Origin of the sequence: Salinisphaera sp. T5B8, assembly GCF_040361255.1 — a bacterium.
In the GTDB taxonomy this organism is placed as follows: Bacteria; Pseudomonadota; Gammaproteobacteria; order Nevskiales; family Salinisphaeraceae; genus Salinisphaera.
The window spans coordinates 1-26000 of sequence record NZ_APNG01000001.1 but is presented as its reverse complement, the minus strand read 5'-3'; the positions used below and the strand labels follow the sequence as shown (position 1 = coordinate 26000).

Annotated in this window: 22 protein-coding genes; 12 read left to right on the top strand and 10 right to left on the bottom strand. The window is 63.7% G+C overall.

Annotated features, from left to right (window positions below):
• Positions 1–150 precede the first annotated feature (150 nt).
• Positions 151–1320, bottom strand: a complete 1170-nt coding sequence (locus tag T5B8_RS00110) for an MFS transporter (RefSeq protein WP_353175152.1) — start codon at positions 1318–1320, stop codon at positions 151–153.
• 171 nt (positions 1321–1491) lie between these two features.
• On the opposite strand from T5B8_RS00110, the gene pyk reads away from it, so the two are divergent.
• The 4 genes from pyk to T5B8_RS00090 all read left to right on the top strand — a co-directional run bounded on the left by pyk (position 1492) and on the right by T5B8_RS00090 (position 5815).
• Complete coding sequence (pyk, locus tag T5B8_RS00105) at positions 1492–2913, top strand: pyruvate kinase (RefSeq protein WP_353175150.1); 1422 nt, start codon at positions 1492–1494, stop codon at positions 2911–2913.
• A gap of 288 nt (positions 2914–3201) precedes the next feature.
• Positions 3202–4284: a patatin-like phospholipase family protein gene (locus T5B8_RS00100; protein WP_353175148.1), complete on the top strand. Its 1083-nt coding sequence runs from the start codon at positions 3202–3204 to the stop codon at positions 4282–4284.
• Positions 4281–4865 carry a Maf family protein gene (locus T5B8_RS00095; RefSeq protein WP_353175146.1) on the top strand — a complete coding sequence of 195 codons (585 nt, stop codon included), beginning with the start codon at positions 4281–4283 and terminating at the stop codon, positions 4863–4865. The genes T5B8_RS00100 and T5B8_RS00095 overlap by 4 nt, the downstream gene beginning before the upstream one ends.
• Positions 4862–5815 carry a bile acid:sodium symporter family protein gene (locus T5B8_RS00090; protein ID WP_353175145.1) on the top strand — a complete coding sequence of 318 codons (954 nt, stop codon included), beginning with the start codon at positions 4862–4864 and terminating at the stop codon, positions 5813–5815. Before T5B8_RS00095 ends, T5B8_RS00090 begins: the two co-directional genes overlap by 4 nt.
• On the opposite strand, the gene T5B8_RS00085 is transcribed toward T5B8_RS00090, so the two are convergent.
• From T5B8_RS00085 to T5B8_RS00070, 4 genes are read right to left on the bottom strand one after another with little or no spacing between them, the layout of a single operon-like run.
• On the bottom strand, positions 5812–6954 hold the full coding sequence (locus tag T5B8_RS00085; protein WP_353175144.1) for an alpha/beta fold hydrolase: 1143 nt from the start codon (positions 6952–6954) through the stop codon (positions 5812–5814). The two genes, T5B8_RS00090 and T5B8_RS00085, sit on opposite strands and share 4 nt — an antisense overlap.
• Before the next feature lie 35 nt (positions 6955–6989).
• A complete protein-coding gene (gene msrA, locus T5B8_RS00080) occupies positions 6990–7649 on the bottom strand; it encodes a peptide-methionine (S)-S-oxide reductase MsrA (RefSeq protein ID WP_353175142.1) in 660 nt (219 codons plus the stop codon).
• Between the two features lie 60 nt (positions 7650–7709).
• A complete protein-coding gene (locus tag T5B8_RS00075; RefSeq protein ID WP_353175140.1) occupies positions 7710–9053 on the bottom strand; it encodes an MFS transporter in 1344 nt (447 codons plus the stop codon).
• Positions 9054–9080: 27 nt separating this feature from the next.
• Positions 9081–9461 (bottom strand): gamma-glutamylcyclotransferase family protein, encoded by a 381-nt coding sequence (locus T5B8_RS00070; RefSeq protein WP_353175138.1) that lies wholly within the window; start codon positions 9459–9461, stop codon positions 9081–9083.
• A 61-nt stretch (positions 9462–9522) separates the two neighbouring features.
• Between T5B8_RS00070 and T5B8_RS00065 the strand changes: the two genes are divergently transcribed.
• From T5B8_RS00065 to T5B8_RS00030, 8 genes are all read left to right on the top strand, one after another.
• Positions 9523–10218, top strand: a complete 696-nt coding sequence (locus tag T5B8_RS00065; protein ID WP_353175137.1) for an NUDIX hydrolase — start codon at positions 9523–9525, stop codon at positions 10216–10218.
• Positions 10215–11048 (top strand): MBL fold metallo-hydrolase, encoded by an 834-nt coding sequence (locus T5B8_RS00060; protein ID WP_353175135.1) that lies wholly within the window; start codon positions 10215–10217, stop codon positions 11046–11048. Before T5B8_RS00065 ends, T5B8_RS00060 begins: the two co-directional genes overlap by 4 nt.
• A gap of 272 nt (positions 11049–11320) precedes the next feature.
• Positions 11321–12664 (top strand): flavin-containing monooxygenase, encoded by a 1344-nt coding sequence (locus T5B8_RS00055; RefSeq protein WP_353175133.1) that lies wholly within the window; start codon positions 11321–11323, stop codon positions 12662–12664.
• Complete coding sequence (locus T5B8_RS00050; protein ID WP_353175131.1) at positions 12664–13089, top strand: RidA family protein; 426 nt, start codon at positions 12664–12666, stop codon at positions 13087–13089. The genes T5B8_RS00055 and T5B8_RS00050 overlap by 1 nt, the downstream gene beginning before the upstream one ends.
• Positions 13086–13760, top strand: a complete 675-nt coding sequence (locus T5B8_RS00045; protein ID WP_353175129.1) for a DUF1028 domain-containing protein — start codon at positions 13086–13088, stop codon at positions 13758–13760. Before T5B8_RS00050 ends, T5B8_RS00045 begins: the two co-directional genes overlap by 4 nt.
• A 70-nt stretch (positions 13761–13830) precedes the next feature.
• Positions 13831–15027, top strand: a complete 1197-nt coding sequence (argE, locus tag T5B8_RS00040; protein ID WP_502950765.1) for an acetylornithine deacetylase — start codon at positions 13831–13833, stop codon at positions 15025–15027.
• A gap of 102 nt (positions 15028–15129) precedes the next feature.
• Positions 15130–16086, top strand: a complete 957-nt coding sequence (locus T5B8_RS00035; protein ID WP_353175125.1) for a LysR family transcriptional regulator — start codon at positions 15130–15132, stop codon at positions 16084–16086.
• Positions 16087–16571: 485 nt separating this feature from the next.
• A complete protein-coding gene (locus T5B8_RS00030) occupies positions 16572–18005 on the top strand; it encodes a sodium:solute symporter family protein (RefSeq protein ID WP_353175123.1) in 1434 nt (477 codons plus the stop codon).
• A 932-nt stretch (positions 18006–18937) separates the two neighbouring features.
• On the opposite strand, the gene T5B8_RS00025 is transcribed toward T5B8_RS00030, so the two are convergent.
• The 5 genes from T5B8_RS00025 to T5B8_RS00005 all read right to left on the bottom strand — a co-directional run bounded on the left by T5B8_RS00025 (position 18938) and on the right by T5B8_RS00005 (position 25459).
• Positions 18938–20539 (bottom strand): DHA2 family efflux MFS transporter permease subunit, encoded by a 1602-nt coding sequence (locus tag T5B8_RS00025; protein WP_353175121.1) that lies wholly within the window; start codon positions 20537–20539, stop codon positions 18938–18940.
• Positions 20536–21690 (bottom strand): HlyD family secretion protein, encoded by a 1155-nt coding sequence (locus T5B8_RS00020; protein WP_353175119.1) that lies wholly within the window; start codon positions 21688–21690, stop codon positions 20536–20538. Before T5B8_RS00020 ends, T5B8_RS00025 begins: the two co-directional genes overlap by 4 nt.
• Positions 21687–23114, bottom strand: a complete 1428-nt coding sequence (locus T5B8_RS00015) for a TolC family protein (RefSeq protein ID WP_353175118.1) — start codon at positions 23112–23114, stop codon at positions 21687–21689. Before T5B8_RS00015 ends, T5B8_RS00020 begins: the two co-directional genes overlap by 4 nt.
• Positions 23111–23539: a MarR family winged helix-turn-helix transcriptional regulator gene (locus T5B8_RS00010; RefSeq protein ID WP_353175117.1), complete on the bottom strand. Its 429-nt coding sequence runs from the start codon at positions 23537–23539 to the stop codon at positions 23111–23113. The genes T5B8_RS00015 and T5B8_RS00010 overlap by 4 nt, the downstream gene beginning before the upstream one ends.
• Positions 23540–23797: 258 nt before the next feature.
• Complete coding sequence (locus T5B8_RS00005; protein ID WP_353175115.1) at positions 23798–25459, bottom strand: isovaleryl-CoA dehydrogenase; 1662 nt, start codon at positions 25457–25459, stop codon at positions 23798–23800.
• Positions 25460–26000 lie beyond the last annotated feature (541 nt).

Here is a 26000-nt window from a genome sequence, read left to right as displayed (position 1 = left end):
TGACGCGCTCAGCTGTTTCAACGCCGTGCCATATCAAGCGCAGATCGTTTCAGGTCCTGCCGAGGGGCGGCCAGGCTGCGCCTGACCACGATCTACTTAGCCGGCATGCACGCATCAACAAGGAGTTGAGCAATCTGGTTTTTTGCCGGATTAATACTCGGGGTCGGTCCGCGTCGTCCAGGCAAGCGGTAATACGGCTGTGTTGAATGCCAGAAATACGGCGACGACCGCATACGGCGAGCCCAATGCGTCGGCGGCTGCGCCGGCGGCGATCGGTGCGGCAAAGCCGAGGATATAGCCGACCGCGAGCATGCCGGCGGCAAGTCGCCCGGCGGAGTCGGCGTCGCGCAGTAGCGGTGGTAGGGCGGTGAGTACGATCAGCTGGAGTGCCGCAGTCAGGCTCAGCAGCACGGCAGCTGGGTAGAGTAGCGCCAGCCCGTCCGCAAGCAGGAAGCCTAGAAGGCCGATGATATGGGCGAGACATGTCAGTGCCAGCAGCCGTGGCAGGCGCAACACATGGCGAACGGCGAACACCAGCACGATTGATGTCACGAGCTGGGTCAGGTTGAACGCAAACAGCATCGTGGCGAGATCATCGCCCAATCCCTTGCGCTCGAGTAGGACGCCCATATAGGCATTCATGCCGAAAAAAGTCGCTGCGGTCGCACCGAGCAGCAGCCCGAAACGCCAGAGCAGACGATCGTCGAATGCGGGCAGACCGCGCGTGCGCTGGGTAGGCCGCTTGCCGTGCAGTCGCGGCCCCAGCAATAACGGACTCAACGCCATAGCCGGCAGCGAAAACCAGGCCAGGGCGCTGCGCCAGTCGCCGCCTACTGCGGGTAACAGTAATGGAAGCGTCAGACCGGCCCCGACAAACTCGCCGAGCATCATGCCGTTGATATAAATTGCTGCACCCAGCGCCACGAACGAAGGGCACCAACGCCCGACCAGAGCCGGCAGCGCCGGTTGCATGGCGGCGATACCCAGGCCCATCGCGGCGGTTAAACCCAGCAGTACGGCGATGTCTGGCGCCAACGCGCGCAGCATCGATGCCACGCCGGTAAGAAGAACTGACGCGACCAATGTGTTGCGCGCCCCGTACCGGCCGATCAACCAGGCGGCAGGCAGCGCGCCGAGGCCGAGCATGAACACCGGTAGCGTGGTGAGCGCACCCAACGCCGTTTGACCAAACCCCAGATCGTCGCGAATACGCTCGCCCAAGGGGGCCGCGATCAGAATCGGCGCGCGCATATAGATGCCGGCCACCCACAGTAGTAGCAGAATTCCGGCTCGGCGCAGCAGTTCCGTTGGCGACAGCATGAGCAGCGTTGGCGTGAATGGGCGCACGAGTCTAGTCCGCAACGGGAGGGGTTGCGAACCGTTTGTGCAACGCTCCCTCCAGGCGCGCCCACCGGCCTGGATACAGGTTAAAACCATGATTTTCCAGTCTTGTCATCCCGTCAACACAGGCGCTGTGCTAGCGTTTGCAACATGAAACGAAAAACCAAGATTGTTGCGACCCTCGGCCCGGCCTCGGACTCGCCCGAGGTACTCTCCAAGCTGCTCTCGGCCGGGGTGAATGTCGTACGAATCAATTTCTCGCACGGCGAAGCCGACGACCACCGCGAACGTGTACGCCGCGTGCGCGAGGCTGCAGCCGAACTTCAGCTGCCCGTTGCTGTGCTGGCCGACCTCCAGGGGCCGAAGATTCGGATCGAGTCCTTCATGGACGGTGCGGTCGAACTCGAAACCGGTCAGCAATTCACGCTCGATACGCAGATGGCCGCCGATGCGGGCACGCGCGAAGCCGTGGCCATTCACTACGAACCCCTGCTGGCCGACGTCAAGCCGGGCAGTCAGCTGCTGATCAACGACGGCGCGATTTCGCTGGCTGTCGACGCGGTCGATGATCACCGTATCCAGTGCACGGTCGAGGTCGGCGGCAAGCTGTCGGGGCGCAAGGGCGTGAATCTGCGCGGTGGCGGCCTGTCGGCCGGCGGGCTCACGGAAAAGGACTTCGACGATATCCAGGTCGCCGCCGAAATGGACGTGGACTATCTGGCCGTGTCCTTCGTGCGTAGTGCGGCCGATCTGCATGAAGCGCGCGAGCGCCTCGAAGCCGCGGGCGGTCAGGCGCGACTATGCGCCAAGATCGAACGCGCCGAAGCGATCGCTGCCCTCGACGAAATCATCCAGGCCAGTGACGCGGTGATGGTCGCGCGCGGCGATCTGGGCGTGGAAATCGGCGATCCGGAACTGCCCGGCGTGCAGAAACGCATCATTGCCACCGCCCGCGAAATGAACCGGCTGGTGATTACCGCCACCCAGATGATGGAGTCGATGATCGAAAACCCGATCCCGACTCGGGCCGAGGTGTTGGACGTGGCCAATGCCACCCTCGACGGTACCGATGCGGTCATGCTCTCGGCCGAAACCGCGGTCGGGCGTTATCCGGTGCAGACGGTCGCGGCCATGGTCAAGATCTGTGTCGGTGCCGAACGCGAAGCCACCGCCGACCGGCCGGCCAGCGGGCTGGCTGCGCATTTCAAACGCACCGACGAGGCCATCGCCATGGCCACCATGTATACCGCGCGGCATATGCATGCCGATGCCATTATCGCGCTCACCGAGTCCGGCACCACGGCGCTTTTGATGTCGCGTCAGGATACGCATATCCCGATTTTCGCGTTGACTCAGTACCCGGCGTCGGAGCGCTATCTGGCGCTGTGCCGTAATGTGTTTCCGGTCGCGTTTTCGCCCTCCGAGCTCAACGGCGTGGTGCCGGTCGATGAAGCCGTGGCCTGCCTGCGTGCGCGGGGCGATCTGGAAAGCGGCGACCGCGTGCTGGTCACCAAGGGCGATTTCACCGGCCCCGGTGGCACCAACGCTTTGAAGATCATCACGGTCGAGTAAAGCGCGGGTTGGCGTAAGATCACGCCGGCCGTCGGCATCGGGCCGCGTATATGCGCCGCACCCGCTAGGGAATTTCTGCACAGCCTCTCGCGGTTCGCGTTCGAGACCGGACCCCGTCGAGGCCCACGGCTTTGTGCGCGCCTGGTCGGCGTCGAGGCAGGCGCACCGTGCAACCAGCACGCTGCGCTGCGCCTTTGTCTGCCAGCCATGTGCAAAGCACGCCAGCGCGACCACGACAGGTTGTGCACAGATTCCTTAGAATGCGCCCAGCGAACGAGGGCGAGACCGATGGATTTCAATGACGTACTGACCCTGCGTGCAGGCCATGGCGCGCGCGCCGTGCTGGAAAACAACGGCCTGAGGCCCGGCGATGTCGGGGCGATGGCCGGCGCCGCCGGCGGACCCAAGTGGCTGATTCTCTCGGCGCTGGATCGTTATCTGTTTTCCGACTGGCTGCATCGCGACGGCGCCAGCCAGCCGATCGATCTGGTGGGGTCATCGATCGGCGCCTGGCGCTTTGCGGCCGCCTGTGAACGAAATGACCCCGCGAGCGCAATCGACAGGCTGGAAAAAGCCTATCTCAATCAGTTCTATAGCGCCAAGCCGGATCGCGACGAGATCAGCGGTACGGTCCGTGCGATTCTGGATACGTTTCTCACCGATGCGGTACGCGACGGCATCCTTGGCCATCCACGTTTTCGTCTGCACGTGCTGACGGTTCGCTCGCGTGCGCTGACTCGCACCGAGGCGCGCGGCCCGCTCATGCTCGGCTCCGGCCTGGGGGCGCTGGGCAATGCCGTATCGCGCGACAGCCTGCGCTGGTTTTTCGAGCGCGTGGTGTTCTCCCGTGGGCGCAACGGCTTGCGTTGGGCCGATACCCATCTGGGCGAACGAACCGTGCAACTCACCGAGGCCAACGTACGCGATGCGGTCTATGCCAGCGGCAACGTGCCGCTGGTGATGCGCGGTGTGGTCGATCCGGATGGCGCGCCGGCCGGTGTCTATCGCGACGGCGGCATCGTCGACTATCACATCGATCAGCCACTGCTCGCGCCCGATACCCAGGCTCCGCTGGTGCTCATGCCGCATTACGACGAACGCCTGGTACCGGGCTGGTTCGACAAACGCCTGCCCTGGCGGCGCCCGCGTCATGCCGCCAATACGTTGCTGATCGGCCCGGGGCCCGCGCTGCGCGATCGTCTGGTCGACCGGCGCGTGCCGGATCGCAAGGATTTCTATCGCTATGCGCAGCGCGACGACGCACGCCTGGCGGCCTGGCAACAGGCCATCGATGCAGGTCGGCTCATGCGCGATGCCTTCATCGAATTCGCATCCTGTGCCGACCCGGCCGACCACGTGAAACCATTATGAGCCGCCGCCTGATTCTGGCCTCCGCTTCACCGCAGCGCGCCAAATTGCTCGATCAGCTCGGCGTGGCCCATAGCGCACAGGCGGCCGATATCGACGAAACCCCGCAGCCGGGCGAAAGCGCCGAAGCGCTGGCCGAGCGCCTGGCCTGTGGCAAGGCCCAGGCGCTGGCTGCAGACCATGCCGGCGCGGCCGTGCTCGGCTCGGATACGGTCGTGGCCCTGGGCGATACGCTCTACGGCAAACCGGCTGACGACGGCGAGGCCGATACGATGCTGGCCTCGCTGTCCGGTACCACCCACCGCGTGGTCAGTGGGGTGGCGCTATGTGTGGCCGGGCGCTGCACATCCCGCATATCAGTCAGCGAAGTCACCATGCGAGAGATCACCCGCGCCGAGCGGGCCGCGTATATCGCCAGCGGCGAGCCGATCGGCAAGGCCGGCGGTTATGCGATCCAGGGCCGCGGCGCGATTTTCATCGCGCGGCTCGACGGCAGCTATTCCAGCGTCATGGGGCTGCCGCTCTACGAAACAGCGGCGTTACTCGCCGAGGCCGGCTTCGATGTACTCGGTTCGCGGTCATGAACGCGCCATCGCCTGCCCGTATCGCCATCGTGTTTCCGTTGCTTGCCGGCGCGCTGGCGCTGGTCGCCTATGCCGCGCCTTGGCTTTTCGTGCCGGGTAAGCCGGCGATCGTGCCGCTACTGGTGGTGATCATGTTCGGCATGGGCCTGACGCTCATGCCGACGGATTTCTCCCGTGCGATCGCGCGTTGGCCGGTGGTCTTGCTGGGGCTCGTGCTGCAGTTCGGGCTGATGCCCTTTGCGGCCTGGGCCATCGCGCACGTGCTGGGTCTGGACGCGCCGCTGGCGCTGGGCCTGATTCTGGTGGGTAGCGTCGCCGGCGGAACCGCCTCCAACGTGATCTGTTTTCTGGCCGGTGGCGATGTCGCGCTGTCGATCACGCTCACGAGTATCGCCACGCTCGTATCGGTGCTGGCCACGCCGGTGCTGACCTGGCTTTATGCTGATTCGCAGCTGGCCGTGCCGGTGGCATCGATGCTTTTCAGTATCGCCGGGATCGTGATCGTGCCGGTGGTGGCTGGCATGGCACTCAATCTCTGGATTGGCAATCGCTGGCCTGCGCGCGAGGGCTGGTGCGCGCTGGGGTCATCGATCGCGATTGCGGTGGTGATCGCGATCATCGTCGCCCTCAACGCGGATGCGATCGCCACCATGGGCAGCCTCGTGCTCGCGGCCGTGATAATGCATAACTTGATCGGCCTGAGTGCAGGTTACGGCGTGGCGCGCCTGGTCACCGGCGATCGGCGTATCGCGCGTACGCTGGCTATCGAAGTGGGCATGCAGAACTCGGGGCTGGCGGTCGCGCTGGCCCAGCAGTATTTTTCGCCCGCGGCCGCCTTGCCGGGTGCATTGTTTTCGGTATGGCACAACGTCAGCGGCGCGCTGTTCGCGGCGGCCTGCGCGCGTAAAACGGCGCCCGTGTCGCCGCAGTCGCTGCATCGCCAGGGCTAGTCGGAACGCGCGGCCAGCCAGTCGGCGGCGATACGCCAGGTATGGGCGGGGGCCTGGCTGCCGGCGAATACACCGGCATGGCCGCCGGGTGCGAGTTCGAAGCGGCGATCTTCGCTGGTGACCAGCGCCATGATCCGGCGCGCGCTCGCCACGCCCACCAACTGGTCGGATTCGCCGGCGATGGCCAACAGCGGACAGTCGATACTGGCCAGATCCGATTCGACTTCGCCCAGGCGCACGGTGCCACTGGCCAGCGCATTGTCGATCCATAGCGTGACCAGGAAATCCTGGACCAGCACGCCCGGGTAATCGAGCATGTCGCCCATCCAACGGCCAAAGGTGGCATGGGTGGCCACGAAGTCGCGATCGTCGAGGCCGCGGAGCAAAGTCAGATAGGTGGTCAGGCTGCCGATCGGGTTGGTGAGCTTGAAGGCCAGGCCATTGAGCCAGCCGGGCACATGCATCAGACGCGGGTCGATCTGATGGATGCGCCAGGACGTATGCCGGCGAATCAGGCGGGCCGGGCCGTTGAGCGCACGCAGGGCCCGCGCGGCGAGGGTGGCATCGTGCATATCGATCGGGCTGGCGATGGTCACGATATTGCGAATGCCGTAATCCCGACCCGTGCCGGCATAAAGCAACGAAAACAAACCACCCATGCAGTAGGCCACGAGCGACACGTCCGGACTGGCGCTGTGCGCACGTACGGCGGTCAGTGCATCGGGCAGCAGACGCAGGGCATAGTCGCGTACGCCCAGATGGGCGTCGGCGCGTTGCGGTTCGCCCCAGTCGATGAGATAGACGGCAAAGCCGCGCGCGCGCAGATAACGTACCAGACTGCGCTGGGGCAGCAGATCGAAGATCAACGTGCTCGCCGCCAGCGGCGGCACCAGCACCACCGGCGTGGCGTGTTCGTATTGGGCCACATCGGCGATCGTGTCGCCGACCGGAATCTGGCGTTCTGCCAGCGGCGGGTAATAGCGTACCGCCATCAAACCCAGTCGATGGATTACTTCATATGGCGTGCGCTCGGCCTGATAGAGCGTCGGGTCGTTGCGTAGCCAGTCACGGCCGTTAGTGAGCGCGTCGCGGGCGTGGTCGCGTGCAGCCGCGGCGCGTCGGCGGAGTCGATCGAGCATGGCCGTATTGTGGCACGGCCATGCTCGGTGCGGTTCTAGTGGTGCCCGCCGGCCGCCGCACCCCAGCGTTTTTCCAGTACCGCGTCGCGCCGGCAGGAACTCCGATAGAACTTGTAGCGCAGCGGATTCTTATTGTAATAGTTCTGGTGGTAGTCCTCGGCCGGGTAGAAGGTGGTAGCGGCCACGATCTCGGTCACGATGGGCGAGGGCGCATCGGGGTCGTCCTGCAGGGCCCGCTTGGACTGTTCGGCGGCTTTCTTCTGGGCGTCGTTCACGTAGAAGATCTCGCTGCGATAGGAATCGCCGCGATCACAGAACTGCCCGCCGTCATCGGTGGGGTCGATGTTGTGCCAGAAGGTATCGAGCAGGGTCGCGTAATCCACCTCGTCGGTTTTGTAGACCACCTTCACGGCTTCGGCATGGCCGCTGGTTTCGGCGGTGACGTCGCGATAGCTGGGGTCGGCCAGGTGCCCGCCGGTATAGCCCGAGGTGGTCGACACTACGCCCTCGACCTGATCGAAGGCTTCTTCCACACACCAGAAACAGCCGCCGGCAAAGATTGCCACCCCTTGGTTGGCGCCCACATCCGGCTTGAAGGGGGCGTCCGGTGCTGGCGCTTCGTTAGCGCCGGCCGAAGCAGAAAAGAAAAGCGCGAGGCTGGCAAGAACCAGAAGATAAATCGGCAGGCGACGCATGGGCGACTCGATAGCGAATTCGATAGCCAGTTTACGTTGCCCTGGGCCGCGCCGATGCGTTCATTCGGTTTCCGGTAGACCGATGGCCAGTGCGGCACCGGCGAACGCCGGAATGCTCAAGGCCGCCACGGCCCAGGCCGCACCCAGAAGGCCGACGAGTGCGACCAGCCCGCCGCCGGCCAGCAGGATGACGCCGATACTGGTATTGGCCACTGCCGTGAGCTGTGCCCGATCCTCGCTGTTGCCCAGGTCGGTGAGATAGGTCTTGCGACCCAGTCGTACCCCGGCATGCAGGCCGGCGAGTACGAAATAGCCGATCGCGAAGGGCCACACGCCGAAGCTTTCGCCCAGATGCGAAAATGCACAGAGCGCCACCAGCAGGTTGAGCACGCCTGCAGCCATGCCCGTGATCATCAGAACCTGGCGCGAGGAGCGGTCGGAGAAGCGGCCCCAGAACGGCGCCGACACCAGCGAGGCGAGACCGGACAGCGCCAGCAGAATCGCCAGATTGCCGATCGCTTCGCCGCCACTGTCTCGTGCAAGCGTGGCGTAGTAAGGCGCCGCGAGAGCGGTGGCGACCAGCAGACCGCGTACGCCGATGAAACGAGCGAAACCGGGTTTGCTGCGAATGAGGCCCAGACTCTGCCAAGCGGTCTTGAGTGCGTTGCCACCACCCTCGGTCGCGCCCGCGTATTCGCGCAGGCTGGAAAAGACGATGGCCGCGAACAGCCAGGCCGCGCCGGCGATTGCCAGCAACACCAGCAACGGGGTGAGCGTGGCGTTGCCGATGGGCGTAAGCCACAGCAACAGCCCGAGCGCCACCGCCACGCCGCCGGCCGCGCTCGCGGCATAGCCGGAGAGCGTGCCGCGCCGGGTCTTGGCAATGGTCTTGCCCTGAACGTCCTTGTACGACACCGAGCAGATACCGCGCCCGAGCGAAAACACCGCCAGCAGGGCGAGAATCGCCGCACCGGCGGCAACGGCGGTGAGGGTTATTGCGACCGCGATCATGGCGACCACACTCGCGCCCTGAATGGCGGCGCCGGCCACCCAGAACCACTTGCGCCGTGGTTGGGTGCGCATCCAGCCGGCGACGGCGAGTTGGGGCAGCAAGGCCAGCGATTCGCGGATCGGCACCAGCAGCCCGGTCATCCACACCGGCACGCCGAGTGCGCCCATCAGCCAGGGCAGCACCAGCTTGGGGCTTGCGATCAGATCGCCGGTCTTGTTGGCCAGCAGCGCGACCAGGTGGATGAAGAAATTGGTGGGCTGCTCGCGACAGGCGTCATCCGAGATGTCGCGGCATACGCGTGCATTCTCGTCGCCGGTGACCAGATCGTAGAGATCGCGTAGCGGCCCGCTTTCGGGCGTGTTGGCGTGCGAGTTGGGTTCGGATTGGCTCACGGTTAATTCATGCAGTTCGGTGGATCGTCAGGTGATGTGTTTTTCGCGCTCGCGCCGATGCCGGCACCAGTCGCCATCGTCGATGACCGGCCACGCCGGATCGCGCGCGGCGATCCATAGATAGATCCAGGCATCGCCGTAGTCGGTTGCAAGCTCGCGGCGCGTGTAGTGCACCGGATAGTCTTCCAGCCGGTCGAGCGCGGCGAATGTATCGTCGTCTACCGCGAATACATCGCCTACCAGGGCGGTCCGGCCTTCGTCGAGCGCGGCCGGATAGGGGCCGGTATCGAGCAGGGCGAAACACCCCGGCGTGGTATACGCGCCCAGATGCGTGGCGGTTGCCATGAAATGATGATTGCGCTCGCCGGGGCGCAGTGTGCCGTAGACAAATACCTGATGCATCGACATGCGAAAGCCGGAATGATGCAGGTATGCTAGCCGACATGGATTGCCTGACAACTGCCTCGCCGTGAATCGCGCCGTGAATGTGCGCGATGCCGCCACGACCGCGCTCTTGCGCGACGCGCCGGATACCGGCCTGGAGGTACTATTGTTGCGTCGCCATGCCAGCCATGTGTTCGGCGCCAATGCCTATGTCTTTCCCGGTGGGGCGCTCGACGCGGCCGACGACGATGCCGAGCTGCGCGCACGGTGTGCCGGCGGCGCCGAGGCGATCGCCGAAGCCGTCGGCGACCAGGGTTTTGCGCTGGCGATGGCTGCGATTCGCGAATGCTTCGAAGAAGCAGATCTGTTGATCGCCTGCACGGCGCATACGCCGGTCAGCGCGCGTCGCCGCGAGGTATTGCGTGCCGCGCTCAATCAACAGACTGCGTGCTGGACCGATATCGTCACCGAAATGGATCTGCGCTTCGATCTCGACGCGTTGGCATTCTTTGCTCACTGGACCACACCCGCCGGCCCGCCCAAGCGCTATTCCACCCGTTTTTTCGCGGCGGCCGCGCCGGACGGCGAAGCGCGTTGCGACGGGCTGGAAACCACCCATGTCTGGTGGGCGCGCCCGCATGCGGCGGTGGCGGCCCATGACCGCGGCGAGATCGAGCTGATGACACCGACCCGGGCCACCCTGGAATCGCTGGCGCGTTATCCCGATGCCGCGACCGCGCTCGCCGAGCTCATGCAGGCGGCGACGGTGCGCGTACCATGAGTCGCCATACGCCACAGGTGGAGCAGATCGCCGACGGGGTGAAACGCGTCATCGCCCCCAACCCGAGCCCGATGACCGGCGAGGGCACCAACAGCTATATCGTGGGTGAATCGCGTTGCGCCATCATCGACCCCGGCGTAGACGATACGGCCCATCTGGATGCGCTGGTCGCAGCCGCGCCGGGCGAGATCGTCGCGATTCTGGTTACCCATGCCCACCCCGATCATACCGGCGGCGCCCATCGGCTCGCCGAGCGCCTGGCCGTGCCCATCCATGCCTATCCGCTGGAGCTACAGGGCATACGCGACAAGGAGTTTTCCGCCCATCGGCCGCTTTATCACGGCGATGTGATCGCCCTGGACGAGATACGTCTGGAAGCGATCCATACCCCGGGCCATGCGGCCGATCACCTGTGCTTTTTCTGGCGCGAAGCCGGCCTGCTGTTTGCCGGCGACACGGTGATGGCCGATGTCACGGTGGTGATTCTGCCGCCCGATGGCGACATGAGTGCCTATATGCAAAGCCTGGAACAGCTGCAGGCCCTGCCCATCGCGCGTATCGCGCCCGGCCACGGCCGGCTGCTCGAGGACGCGCCGGCGGTACTCGCGCATATCGTGGATCATCGGCGCGAACGCGAAGCCCAGGTTCTGGATGCGTTGACCGCGGATGAACCGGTCACGCCCGAGCAGATCGCGCTGCGGCTGTATCCCGATCTCGATGTGCGCCTGCAGCCCATGGCCGCGGCCCAGGTCGAAGCCCATCTGATCCGGCTGGTCGAACTGGGCGAGGCACTGCAGTCCGGCACGGGCTGGCTGAAGACGACGGCCTGACAGGTCGTTGTCCGGACCACACGGGCCGGTGCGCCAGCACGGCCCGGCTGAGCCCCTGCGCTAAAGAAGCGGTGTTTTCTGTATCAGTAAAACGGATTCAAAAGCGCGAATAAATATATTTTAACGAATACCGGGTGGCCTCTAAGCTTTTCCCAAAGGCGATCATCCCGCGCCGCTTCGCGTTTACATCGATGTCATACCGCATTCGATGGTGCCGACGCGGGTATAGCGGCCGTCGTCGCCGGCGGCGTGGGTTTAGCAAGGACACTCGAATGGAATCAGCACGAGAAACCGTCGATACGGTGGTCATTGGCGCCGGCCAGGCGGGCGTTGCCATGAGCGAGCATTTGACGGCGCTGGGAGTGCCGCATCTCGTGCTGGAGCGCGATCGCATCGCCGAACGCTGGCGCACCCAGCGTTGGGATTCGCTGGTGGCCAACGGCCCGGCCTGGCACGACCGCTTTCCGAATATGGAATTCGCTGAGGTCGGTCCCGACGAATTTCCCACCAAGCAACAGGTCGCCGATTATTTCGTGGCGTACGCGGCCCGCTTCGATGCGCCGATTCGTACCGGCGTCGAGGTCACCCGGGTCGCGCGCAACAACGGCGCGCCCGGTTTCGTGGTGGAAACCAGCGATACAACGATCGAAGCACGCCGGGTGGTGGCCGCGACCGGGCCGTTCCAGCGGCCTGCGATTCCGGCGATCGCGCCACCGCGAGACCAGCTTTTCCAGATTCATTCCAGCGAATACCGCAATCCCGAACAATTGCCGGCAGGCGGGGTGCTCGTGGTGGGCGCGGGTTCGTCCGGTGTCCAGATCGCCGATGAATTGCAGCGCGCCGGCAAGGCGGTGTATCTGTCGGTTGGGCCGCACGATCGTCCGCCGCGTTCCTATCGTGGCCGTGATTTTGTCTGGTGGCTGGGCGTACTGGGCAAGTGGGATGCCGAAACCCAGCCGCTGGGTAACGAACATGTCACCATTGCCGTGAGCGGTGCCCATGGCGGGCGTACGATCGACTTTCGTGCATTGGCCGATCAGGGCGTCACCCTCGTGGGCCGTACCCAGGCGTTCGATGCCGACACGGTGCGCTTTGATGCGGATCTCGCGGCCAATCTGGCGCGCGGCGACGAGAACTACTTCTCGCTGCTCGATGAAGCCGATGCCTATGTCGTCGAACATGGCCTGGATTTGCCCGAAGAACCGGAGGCGCGTCGGGTTTTACCGGATCCGGACTGCGTGACCGATCCGATTCTGAGCCTGGATATGAATACGGCCGGCATTACATCGATTGTCTGGGCCACCGGCTTTGCGACCGATTACAGCTGGCTCGAAGTGGATGCCTTCGATGCCGACGGCAAGCCACAGCACCAGCGCGGAATTTCCTCGCAGCCGGGCATTTATTTCGTCGGCTTGCCCTGGCTTTCGCGCCGCGGCTCGAGCTTCATCTGGGGCGTTTGGCACGACGCCAAGCATATTGCCGATCATATCGCCACGCGCCGCCGGTACCAGGCCTATCATGAGGCCGCCCGCGCTTCGCATGAGGCGTCCGGCGGCGGATCGGACCGCGGCGGCGAGTCCACAGGCGCTGACGTACGCCGAGCAGGAGCGAACTGATGCCAACGCATACGCGAATCCGCATGTTCAACACCAAGGACACCTATCCGAACCAGGCGCTGGATAACGATCTCTGTCAGGCCGTTCGGGCCGGCAACACGGTGTATGTGCGCGGCCAGGTGGGGACCGATTTCGAGGGCAATCTGGTGGGGCTGGGCGATCCGGCCGCCCAGGCGCGCCAGGCGATGCACAACGTCGAGCAGTTGCTGTCCGAGGCTGGCTCCGATCTGAGCCATATCGTGAAGACGACGACCTATATCACCGATCCGCGATTTCGCGAGCCGGTTTATCGCGAGGTCGGCCGGTATCTCAAAGGCGTGTTTCCGATTTCGACCGGGTTGGTGGTCGCCGGTCTGGCCCAGCCCGAATGGTTGATGGAGATCGACGTAATCGCCGTCATCCCCGACGAAGAGGACAGCAAATGACGTTTTCCATTGCCGGTTTCTGTCGCCAGTCAGGCCAGTTCGGCGCGGCCGTGAGCTCGTCGAGCATTTGTGTGGCCAGCCGCTGTCTGTTCACTGCCCCCGGCCACGGCGCGGTATTGACCCAGAACGTCACCAACCCCGCGCTCGGCCAGCGCGGCGTGAAGCTGCTTTCAGAGGGGCTGTCCGCCGAGCAAGTGCTCACGACGCTGTGTGAACAGGAGCGCTACCCGGAATGGCGGCAATTGCTCGTGCTCGATGGCGCGGGCGAGAGCGCGGCCCATAGCGGGCACGAAACACTGGGGATTCATGCGGTCCACCGCGGCCCGGATTATGTCGTCGGCGGCAATATGCTGGCCGACGCGGCTGTGGTTCGTGCCATGGGCACGGCCTTCGAATCGGCCGAGGGTGAGCTGGCGCAACGTCTGCTTGCGGCCATGGACGCCGGCGCCAAGGCCGGCGGCGAGATGGGGCCGGTGCATTCGGCCGGTCTGCAGGTCACCGATCGGGTGAGCTGGCCGGTGGTCGATCTACGCGTGGATTGGCATGATGACCCGCTGGCACAGTTGCGCATGCTCTGGGAGAAATACCTGCCGCAACGCGACGATTATGTGTGCCGCGCCGCCGAGCCCGATCAGTCGCCCGGTTATGGTGTGCCGGGCGACGAACGCTGAACAAGGCGAGCGACTTGATGCGGTCATGACGACCGCCGGGTCGGCTCGCAACGCTGGAGGAGCAAACGCCGTGCCCGAGTTGTCGACCGTGGATCACCTGGCGCAGCTGATCGCCTTCGATACCACCAGCGCGCGTTCGAATCTGGCGCTGATCGATTATGTCGAACGCCATCTCGCGTGCCATGGCGTGGACTGTCGGCGCGTCGCCAACGCGCAGGGCGACAAGGCCAATCTCTACGCCACTATCGGCCCGGCGCAGCGGCGCGGCGTGATGCTGTCCGGGCATACCGATACGGTGCCCGTCGCCGGCCAGACCTGGCAGTACGACCCCTATGCATTAACCGCGTGCGGCGAGCGGCTTTATGGTCGTGGCACGGCCGATATGAAAGGCTTTCTCGCGTCCGTGCTGGCAGCGGTGCCGGCGATGGCCGCGGCCGATCTGTCGGTGCCGATCAATCTGGCGTTTTCCTACGACGAGGAAGTGGGCTGTCTGGGCGTACGTGGCCTGATCGCGGATATGGCGCAATACCCGCAACGCCCGGTGGCCTGTGTCGTGGGCGAGCCGACCTCGATGCGGGTCTGCTGTGCCCACAAGGGCAAGCTCGCTGCGCGTGTGCGCGTTCGTGGTAAAGCCTGCCATTCGGGTATGGCGCTGGAGGGCGTCAATGCCATTCATGCCGCGGCGCGCCTGATCGGCTGGATCGAGCAGGCCGCCGCTGGGCGCGCGAAAGCCGGCCCCTTCGATGAGCGGTTTGGCATCCCGCATACCACGCTGCAGGTGGGGACCGTGGAAGGCGGGGCGGCACTCAATATCGTGCCCGCGCATTGCCAGTTCGATTTCGAAATTCGCAATGTGCCGGCCGAGGACCCGCAACGCATTCTGCAGCAGTTCCTGGAGTTCGCCGCGGCGCTGGAAGCCGAGCTGCGGCAGGGCCATGCCGATGCGTGTATCGAGGTCGAACGCCTGAGCAGTTACCCGGGCCTATCCTCGAGCCAGGACAGTGCATTGGTGGCGTTTGTCATGGCGTTGCTCGACGATGCCGCCATCGAACGCATTGGCTTCGGTACCGAGGGCGGGTTGTTTCAAGGCGAGCTGGGTATCCCGACGCTGGTCTGTGGGCCCGGCAGCATGGCCCAGGGTCACCGGCCGGACGAGTTCGTCACCGGCGAGCAGCTCGAGCGCTGCGATGCGTTTCTGCAACGCTTGATCGCCGGCCTCGAACAGCCTGGTGTCGGCGAGCGTCTGGCTGACGGCGGCGTGAGTTAGGCCTATCGCGACGCATGCCGCCACGGGCACTGCTATGCTCGATGAACGTGCGCCGCCTCGCTGTGGGCAGCCGTGGCGTTGTCAGGCAGCGGTCGGCGGGTGATGCGGCAATTCACACTCAAGCAATTACGCTATTTCGTTGTGGCGGGCGAACTGTCCAGCGTGACCGGTGCGGCCAAGAAGCTGCACGTGTCGCAGCCGTCGATTTCGGCAGCTATTCAACATATCGAGGAAACGACGGCCTTGCAGTTGTTCGTGCGCCATCACGCACGTGGCTTGTCGTTGACGCCCAGCGGTCGGCAGCTGCTGCAGCGGGCACGCAACCTGTTGCGCGAGGCAGACGGACTGCAGCAATTCGCTGTTTCGCTGGGTGAGGAAGTCTCCGGTGAACTGCGGCTCGTGGCGTTTCCCACCTTCGCGCCGCTGTATCTGCCCCAACTGCTGCGCCGGTTCACCGATCTGCATCCGGCAGTCAGCCTCTACTGCGACGAAAAGACACAGCTGGGTATCGTGCGTGGGCTCTCGCGTGGCGAGTATGAGCTGGCTTTCACCTACGATCTGCAGATACCCGAAGATATGGATTTCTTCGGTCTCTACCGGCTTCCGCCCTATGCCGTGGTGGGTGCCGACCATCCGTTGAGTAATCGCGAAAGCATTACGCTCGAAGAACTCGTGCATTTTCCGATGGTGCTGCTCGATTGGGCATTGAGTCGCGAGTATTTTCTCTCGATCTTCACCCAGCGCGGGTTGTCGCCTAGGGTCGCGCATCGGGCCAAATCAATGGACATGGTGCGGGGTCTGGTCGGCAACGGCTTTGGCTTTTCGCTGTTCAATACGCCATTGAGCGCGTTCGGGCGGCTCACCCCGGGCCGACCGGGATTGAAAGCCATTGCGCTGCGCGATGAGGCCCGTGCCCTGTCTCTGGGTATTGCCTGTCCACCTGCGCTGCGGTTATCGCCGGCCGCCGAGGCCATGCGCACGCTGGCGATAAACGATGAAGGCCATGTCGCGGGTTTCGACCATCCCGACCGGCCGGCCAAATCGCAGCCAGAAGACTGACCGCATAGCCTTTTCGGCGTTTTTCCAGTGTGCCCGAGCTCTGCGGCGGTGTTCGCCTGCAGCGGCCGGGTAAGCGACATGACGCTGGGATCAGGAAAGCTGATCCTAATGCCCTGAAAATAATATTTTAGCTTATCCAGGCCCTCGACTAGGGTGAAATGGCGCTTTGTGGCCGGATTGATGCCGCGCGCACATCGGTGCCGGGTTTTCGAAACACATCGAAACCCCGACCTGTAACCGCCGCTCGCGGCCCGCGCGTAGCGCGCCTGGGCTGCCTGCTCGGCGCCCGCCCACGAGCCTCATCGGCCGGATCGGCCATGTGCCGCCGCCACTTATCCAGCTCAGGAGTCGATATGGAATCTTGGACTTTTGTTGCCTTCGGCATCAGTTCCGCGGCGACGCTTGTATTCGCGATCGCCGCTCTGCTGCTCGATCGCGCGCAGTAGCGCGCGGCGATACGACCGTAAAAATCAAAAGGGGGAGGCATGCTTTTCAACTGGTTCTTACTCGCGCTGTCCGCAGCAATCCTGATCGCGCTATCGCTCTACTCCATGCGGGTTGCTGGCGATAACGACGAATCGGGATTTCTCGTTGCCAATAATTCGCTGGGTCCGTTCGTTGCCGCGGCCACGCTGGTGGCGACCGGCTATAGCGGCTTCGTGTTCATCGGTTCGCCCGGTGTGGCCTACGAATACGGCTCGCTGGAACTGTTTTCGAATACGTTCTATACGCCCGCGTTTCTGGTGGCGACACTTTTCTTCGCCAACTATCTGCGTCGAAAGGCCGCAAAGCTGGGCAGTCGCACGATTCCGGAATATATCGCGCAGACCCATTCCTCGGGCCCAGCCGGGCGTTGGCTGCGCGGAATCGTAGCCGTGATCATCATCCTGCTACTAAGCGTATTTCTCGTCTCCCAGATCAAGGCCATCGGTTTGCTCGTGGCCGGTTGGCTGGGGATATCGCCGACCACCGGTGCCTTGCTGATCACATTGCTGGTGATTGGCTACACGATGTTCGGCGGCCTGCGCGCAGTCGCCTGGACCGACGCGGCCATGGTGCTGGGCATGGTCTTTGGGTCCTGTGTCATTGCCTACGTGGTTTTCGTGCAGATTGGCGCCGGCGAATTAATCAGCCGTCTCGATGCGGTAGATCCGGAAATCGCGAATCCGACCACCGGCGCGCCCTATGGCGAAAGCTGGATGTCGGCGTTCCTGTTGTTGCCTTACGCCTTTCTCTGGGCGGCCGCCCTGCCGTTCATGTCGGTACGCTTTCTGGCGATCAAGCAGAGCGTGAGCATGGCCAGGGTCGGTATCTGGGTCGCCATTCTCGGCTTGCTGCTGAATTTCACCCCGCTGGCCGGACTCTATGCGAAAGCGTATTACCCGGATCTGGCCTCCGCCGACCTGGCGATGCCGACCTTCCTCGAGCATGGCGTCGGCCCGCTGATGTCGAGCTTCATCACGCTGTTCATTCTCTTCGCGATGAAATCCACGGCCAACTCGCTCATGCATACGGTATCCACCGCGCTTTCCTACGATCTGCGTTCGGCGCTCGGCCAGCACAGCGGGTTCACCACCTCGATGACCTTCAATCGCATGATGGTGTTGATCGTGGGGCTGTGCGGTTTCTTCGGCATGGCCTATATGCCGCCGGTGATGATTCTCTGGCTGGGCATTCTCGGCAATGGCACGCTCATGGCCTCGCTTTTCGGGGTCACGCTGTGTTCGACCTTCTGGCAGGGCAACAGTGCCGGCGCGCTGAGTTCGATCGCGGCCGGCTTCGGCGTGAGTGCCTATCTGTTACTCGCGACCGATATCGGCTGGGTTCAGGGGCCGTTGTATGGCTGCCTGGCATCGGCGGCGTGTTATTTCGCGGTGAGTCTGGCCACCCGGCGCGTCGCTGACCCGGTGACCATCTGAGCGTTCTTGACGATGTGCAAAGTGCGGCTTCAAACAAGGAAGACAGTCCGCGAATGCACGCCAATAAACGCGAATGCTCGGCTGTTTGATTATGCAAACAGCTGAGCATGCGACGTGAACATCAGCGCCGCTCGTCCTTCGAGCGGCCTGCCTGTCGTGTCATTCGCGTGTCTTCGCGTTCATTTGCGGACAATCTGCTTGCTTGAGAAAAGCCGGCCACATTTCACACTTAATCAAGAAGCCATTTATCCGCAGATCGACGCAGATCACACAGATCAAAGACAATAAATCGCGGTCGTTCGCTGTCGTTCGTACCCCGTTTTTCTTCATCTGTGTAATCTGCGAAATCTGCGATTGCTCTTGAGGAACGAAGCCATCACGCAATCAATTACCAAACCTGTATATATCCGTGCTGAGTCGGCGGGCGGCCTTTAGCATGTGGGGCGAACAGCAGACCACCTGGCCTTCGAGCGCTCTGTCTTTCGTCTTATTCGCGTGTCTTCGCGTTCATTTGCGGACAATCTGCTTGCTTGAGAAAAGCCGACTACATTTCACACTTAATCAAGAAGCCATTTAGCCGCAGATCGACGCAGATCACACAGATCAAAGACAATAAATCGCGGTCGTTCGCTGTCGTTTGTACCCCGCTTTATTCATCTGTGTAATCTGCGAAATCTGCGGTTGCTCTTGATGAACGAAGCCATCACGCGCTCGATTACTAAAATCCGCAGACATCGTGCTGCGTCTGCGGATCGGTTTTAGCATGCGCGGGGTAGCAGCCCCCCCGGTCTTTGCCCGTTCTGTCTTTCGCCTTATTCGCGTGTGTTCGCGTTCATTTGCGGACGATCTGCCTGGCCAGTGCAAGCAAGCGTGTGCGCGGCGTCGTGTGGGCCGGCTGGCGGCGTATGCCGGTCGGTTCGTGCGGGTGTCCGCTAATGCCCCGCGCCTTCGGGTACGTCGGCATTCTTCGAGCTGCCGATGAAAAACACCAACGGTATGAGGGCCGTGAGGATCACGCCGAGCAGCCAGAAGTCGTCGATGAACGCCAGCATCTGGGCCTGTTCGCCGACGAGTTTGTAAATCGAGGCCAGGGCCTGGCCGCGGGCGGCTTCGACGCTGGTGCCCAGCTGATGGAAGTGGGCGGTCAGCGATGTCATCAGATCGTGATACTGATGGTCGTAGGGGGTGACGTTTTCCACCAGCACGTTCTGATGGTACTGGCTGCGTCGGGCCAGCCAGGTGGTGACCAGCGAAATCCCCACGCTGCCGCCGATATTACGGGCAAGGTTGATCAGCGACGATACCTGGTCGGTCTTGTCGGCCGGTACGCCGATATAGGCGACATTGGTGATCGGGATGAACAAAAACGCCAGGCCCACGGTCTGGAAGATACGGGCGACCACCAGCTCGTTGAAACTGACATCGAGATTGAAGCTGGCCAGATGAAACATCGAGGCCGCGACCACCACCAGCCCGAAGGCGATCAGCCAGCGCGCCTCGACCTTGTTGGAGAGAAAGCCCACCACCGGCATCATCAGCACGATGGCGAAACCGCCGGGCGAGATCACAAGCCCGGCCAGCGTCGAGGTATAGCCGAGCGCGGACTGGACGAACTGCGGAATCAGCAGCGTCGAGCCCAGCAGCACGAAGCCGAGCATGAACATCAGCACGTTGGCGAAGGCGAAGTTGGAAAAGCGAAACAGCCGCAGATCCATGATCGGATGTTTCTGGAAAGGCTCCCAGCAGATGAGCGCGCCCAGACACAGCGCCGCGATGATGCCGTTGACCAGGATGAACTGCGATTCGAACCAGTCGTTCTGCTGGCCCTTGTCGAGCATGATCTGTAGACAGCCCAACCCGAATGCCAGCAGGGCGAAGCCGATATAGTCGATACGAAAGCCATCGGCCAGCTTGGCGCGGCGGGCAGCCTCGTAGGCGGCCGAATCCTTCACCAGAGCGCCGGCGAGGATGAGCAGCACGATGCCGACCGGCACGTTGAGCAAAAAGATCCAGTGCCAGCTGGCATGATCGGTAATGTAGCCACCCATCGCCGGGCCGATGGCGGGCGCGAACACCACCGCCACGCCGTAGATGGCAAACGCCATGCCGCGCTGGCGCGGCGGAAACGAATCCGCGAGGATCGCCTGCGACACCGGCTGCAGACCGCCGCCGCCCAGGCCCTGCAATATACGAAACACAATCAGCCAGCTCAGCGACGGGGCGAGACCGCAGGCCAGCGAGGCGATCGAAAACACCACGATCGACACCAGAAAGAAGCGTTTGCGCCCGAGCACTTGCGAAAACCAGCCGGACACCGGCAGTACGATGGCATTGGCCACCAGATAGGAGGTGAGCACCCAGGTCGCTTCTTCCTGGCTCGCCGACAGGCTACCCGCGATATGCGACAGCGACACGTTGGCGATGGAGATATCGAGTACCTCCATGAACGCCGCCAGACCCACCACCGCCGCGATCAGCCAGCGATTGGCCGGATACTGAGCCGCCTCGGGCGGCGCGGCGGCGGTTTCGCTCATTGCGCGGGTGTGGCGGTCGCGGTGGCCGGGCGATCCGTGTCGAGCGCTTTCGCGGGCGCGCCCACGTTCACGGTCGGTACCGCCGACATGCCCGGCGCCAGTTCCACGCCATCGAGCTGACCGTTACGCTCGAACACGATCTTGACCGGCACGCGTTGCACGATCTTCACGAAATTGCCGGTCGCGTTCTGCGGCGGCAGCAGCGAAAAGGTCGGGCCCGTGCCGGACTGGATCGATTGCAGGCGGCCTTCGAACTCGCGATCGGGAAAGGCATCCACTTCGATACGTACCGGCTGGCCGACCCGCATACGACTAAGCTGGGTTTCCTTGAAGTTGGCGACGACCCACGGGTCGTCGGCCACCACCGCGAGTGCGGCCTGGCCGGCATTGACATGACTGCCGGCCAGCACCGATTTCTGGGCCACTTTGCCTGCCTGCGGCGCCCGGATTTCGGTATACGAAAGATTCAACCGGGCCTGTTCCACCTGGGCGGCGGCTTCGGCGATACGCGCCTGCGCACTTTCGGCCCGGGACTGGCTGCGTGCGATCTGATCGGGCGCGGTTTGTGCCTGTTTGAGCTGGGCTTGCGCTTCGCGAACGCGGGCGGCCGCCGAGGTGGCCGTGGTGTTGGCCTGATCGAGTCGCTGACGCGAGACTTCGCGCTTGGCATAGAGCTTTCGGTAACGCTGGGCATCGGCAGCTGCGCGGCTGGCCTCGGCCCGGGCGGTTTCGAGGGCGGCTTCGGCGCTTTGCGTATCGGCGCCGCTGGTCTGACGTGTGACTTCCAGCTCCCGCTGGCTTGCCGCATAGGCCGCCTTGGCTGCCTGCAGGCTGGCCTCGGCGCTGGCCAGACGCACGCGAAAGTCGGCCGGGTCGAGCGTAAACAGGGCCTCGCCTTTTTCGACATGCTGATTGTCGCGTACATAGACTTCGGCCACGGTGCCGGTGACCCGCGGCGCGACCTGCACGATATCGGCCTGAACGAAGGCATCGTCGGTACTCACCAGGTCGCGGTTTAGCCACCACCAGATCCCGGCGCCAATCGCACAGAGCACAACGAGCGTGCAGGCAATCACGGCCACGCGTTTGCCCTTGCCGTTTTTGGTCGGCGGGTTATCGGCCTCGGGGGCGTGTTCAGTGGAATCGGTCATGGCGTGGCAGGCTCATAAAGACGAAAACGGCTCGCGCGCCCGAGCGCGGCCGCCAGATTGATACGGGCACGGGTGTAGTCGGCCAGGGCGGCCACTCGGCCATTGCGGGCATCGGCCAGCGCGGCCTGGGCATCGATGACCTCGACGTTGTCGCTGATGCCTTCGGCAAAGCGATCGCGCGACAGGCCCAGCTCGCGACTGGCGAGTTCGAAGGCAGATTCGGCCGCGCGCACCTGATCAGCGAGGGTATGCAGGGTGCGCCGCGCCACGCGCACGTCCTGTTCGATCTGGGTGCGGGTATCGCGATAGCGGATACGCTGCTGATCCAGCCGGCTGGCAGCACTGTCGATACGGGCACTAATCGCGCCGCCGTCGAAGATGGGCACCTCGATCTGGGCACCGATGGTGTAGGTGTCCTCGACGTTCTCGTGATAGGTATTACCGGATTCGCCATAGGTCGCGCTTGCCGACAGACTGGGCAGCCGCGCGCCGCGGGCACCGGCGAGTTGGGCGCGGCGCACAGCCAGCTGGCCCTGGGCCAGACGCAGCTCGGCACGGCTAGCATAGGCACTGTCCAGGTCGGTTTCGATATCGCCATCGACCACCGCGCTGTAGTGCAGGTCGTCGCTCAGGGCCAGCGGCGTATCCAGAGGCATTCCCACGGTACGTGCCAGCCGGATATCGGCGCGCGTGCGGTTTGTGCGTGCCTGAGCCAGGCGTGCCCGCGCCCGCGCCTGGCGGGTCTGGGCACGGGTGACATCCACCCCGGTCGCGATGCCGACGTTCTCCTGATCGACTGCCAGATCGGCCAGGCGATCGGCCAGTTCGAGATCGGCCCGAGCAGCATCCACCGATGCCCGCGCGGCGAGCGCGCCGACATAGTCGAGCGCGGCCTGGGAGGCGACCTGTTCGCGGGCCAGGGCGAGCTGATCGGCGGCGACCCGCTCGCCGAGCTTGGCGCTTTTGTACTGCTGCCAGGCGCTGTAGTCGAACAGGTTCTGACGCAGTTCGGCGCGTGCGTCGAAGCTGTTATAGGTCACGACGTCCGGCACGCTGATGTCCGCGTTCTGGGCGGCCGGGCCGAGCGAATCCAGCGCCGACTGAATATCCAGCCCCTGGGCGGCGAGATTGTTCTGTCGGCGTGCCTGGCTGACGTTGGCCGAGACATGCGGCAGAAACGCGGCACGCGCTTCGCGACGATCGCCAGCCACTTCGTCGCGTCGGGCATCGGCCAGCAGCGTCTGAACATTGGCTGCCATGGCCCGATCGACCGCATCGCGTAGTGACAAAGCCGCTGTGGCCGGTGTGCTGGTCGATGCGGCGGCCGGCGGCGGCGGCGCGGCCGGTGGCCCTGCCCAGGCCGTAGCGCCGGTGGCTATGACAAGACAGGCCGCCACGGCCTTGCGTGCGGTCATGGCGTTCATGGCACAAGCCGCGCGAGCAGGGCGCGCAACTGGGCCTGTTCGTCGTCGTTGAGTGGTGCCAGCAGTTCCTGCGTGGCCGCACGCGCCGCGGGGCGGACCTTCTCGAGCCCGGCCATGCCCGCAGCGGTCATACGCACGATATGGGCACGGCGGTCGGCTGGATCGCGCTGGCGTTCGATCCAGCCGCGTTGTTCCAGACTATCGACCAGATAGGTGACCGTCGTGCGATCCAGATCCAGCCATTCCGCGATATCACTCTGGCGCAGCCCATCGTTGGCTTCCAGCAAGAGCAGGGTGGCGTACTGGCGGCCCGAGACCTGCATCTCGCGTGTATGGGCTTCGAAAAACTGGACCTGGCGCTGATGGCTCTTGGCCAACAGGTAACCCAGCCGGCAGCGAATCGAGTCCGGGAGTACGTGGGCCAAGCTACACCTCATATGCCGTTGGAAAGCGCGTCCGGCATTAAGTGTATAGCGAAGCAATATTATTGCAAGACTATTTTATTGGCAGATTATAGGCGCGCAGTCGCATTGCCGCGCTTCGTTATTTACGCGCTGCGAACAGCGGTTTTCGACTAGTGAACGCGCGTATGCGAAGGCAGGCGCGCCAAAGCCCACGATCAAGATAGGGGACTTGGTCGGCTGTGGGTGCCGGGCGCTGCGAGACCAACACCCAGCCCGTATTCAGCCCGCGGCGAGGTCGACGCTGGCGCGCTCGATCAGGCTTGCGAAATCGATATCCGCATCGAGGGTGCCGTAGGCCATGCCGCGATTGCCGGCCAGCCGGGCCTCGCAGAACGCCTCGCCGACCCAGGCGGATTCGCCGGTGAGCAGAATCTTTGCCTGCAGGGCGCGGGCCACGGCCTCGGCGACCCGGCGGGCCTGCATGGGCTGGTCGGCCACGCGGGCGAGCATGCGTTCCAGATCCTTGCAGTGGGCGTCGTAGGCAGGATGCGCGCCTTGGGCGGCGCCGAGTTCGGCCTGTAGCGCATCCAGTGCGGCCGGGCTTTTCGCCATGGCGCGCAGCATGTCCAGACACTGGACATTACCGGAGCCTTCCCAGATCGAGTTCAACGGCGACTGGCGAAACAGCCGCGGCAAAATCGATTCCTCGACATAGCCGGCGCCACCCAGACATTCCTGGGCTTCGTTGACCAGCGGCGGGGCGGCTTTGCAGATCAGATACTTGCCGACCGGCGTGGCAATTCTGGCAAGCAGTTTTTCCTGCTCGTCGTCGGATTCGAAGGCCCGGGCCACACGCATGGCATAGGCGATGGCGGCCTCGGATTCCAGCGCCATATCGGCGAGCACGTGCTGCATGAGCGGTTGCTCGATCAGGCGCGCGCCGAAGGCCTCGCGATAGCGGCAATGATGAATCGCCTGCACCAGCGCCTGGCGCATGAGCCCGGCCGAACCGAGCATGCAGTCCAGGCGGGTCTGCGAGACCATTTCGATGATGGTGGGCACGCCGCGTCCGGCCTCACCCACGCGATAGGCTTCGGCGTCGAAGAACTCCACCTCCGACGAGGCATTGGAGTGATCGCCGAGCTTGTTCTTCAGGCGCTGAATTTCAATCGTGTTGCGCTCGCCCGCCGCCGTCCAGCGGGGCAACAGAAAACACGACAGGCCGGCTTCTTCCTGGGCCAGTACGAGAAAAGCATCGCACATGGGCGCCGAGAAGAACCACTTGTGGCCGGTCAGGCCGAAATGGCCATTGGCGCGCGGCGTGGCTCGGGTGGTATTGGCGCGTACGTCCGAGCCGCCCTGTTTTTCGGTCATGCCCATGCCGATGGTCAGCCCGTATTTTTCGCCGTGCGGGGCGAACGTCGGGTCATAACTGTTGGCGAGAATGCCGGGCAGCCACTGTTCGGCCAGTTCCGGGGCATGGCGCAGCGCGGGCACGCTGGCGTGGGTCATGGTGATCGGACACATCGTGCCCGCTTCCATCTGGTTGTGCATGTACACCAGCGCCGAGCGCACCACCTGGGCGCCCCCGCGCTGGGCGGTCCAGGTCAGCCCATGCAGGCCATGTTCCTTGGCCAGGGTCATGCTGCGATGATAGGCCGGATGGAAATGTACTTCATCGATGCGGTGGCCGTAGCGATCGAAGGTGACGAGTTCCGGGCGATGTTCGTTGGCCTCGAAGCCCACCTCGATGAGTTCCGTGCCGGCAATCGCACCATAGCTTTTGAGCCGGTCCTGGCCCCAGTCGCCGCCTTCGCGGTGTACCGCTTCCATGAGCGCGATATCCGAGCTGAAGGCGTTGTAATCCACCAGCGGCGGCGGCTGGTTGGTAACGTCGTGGGTACGCAGATGCTGGCGTGGGTGCAGCGGGGTATCGGACATGAGCACGATCCGGTTCGAGTCAAGACCCTGGATTGTGCATCATCCGCCGACCCGGGGCAGATATTATGGATTACCGTCGGCGCGCTTTCCCTGCCGGTGGGTCAGGCTGGATACGTTATCCGCAAATGAACGGGAACTTGTGCGGTTTTTTTCTTGAAACAACAAAAACGGTCCGCGAATGCACGCCAATAAACGCGAATGCAAGGCAGCGATTGATGATGCAAACCGCTGGACGGCTTGAATAGTAGATCAACGCGCCTTCGATTGACCTGTCCTTTGACTTATTCGCGTGTCTTCGCGTTCATTGGCGGACAATCTGCTTGCCTGATCGCCCGCTGAATCAGGGCAAGTGTCGGCGATCCAGCACTACGCCGTCGGTCACACACGCCTCGACATCGGCGGTTTTTCGTCTCAAACAAGGAAAACGGTCCGCGAATGCACAGCGACAGCCTTCGCGTGCTCTGTCTTGTGTCTTATTCGTGTGTATTCGCGTTCTTGATTAGCCCCGAAACTCAGCAGCGCGCAGTCGCGATTCGGGCCA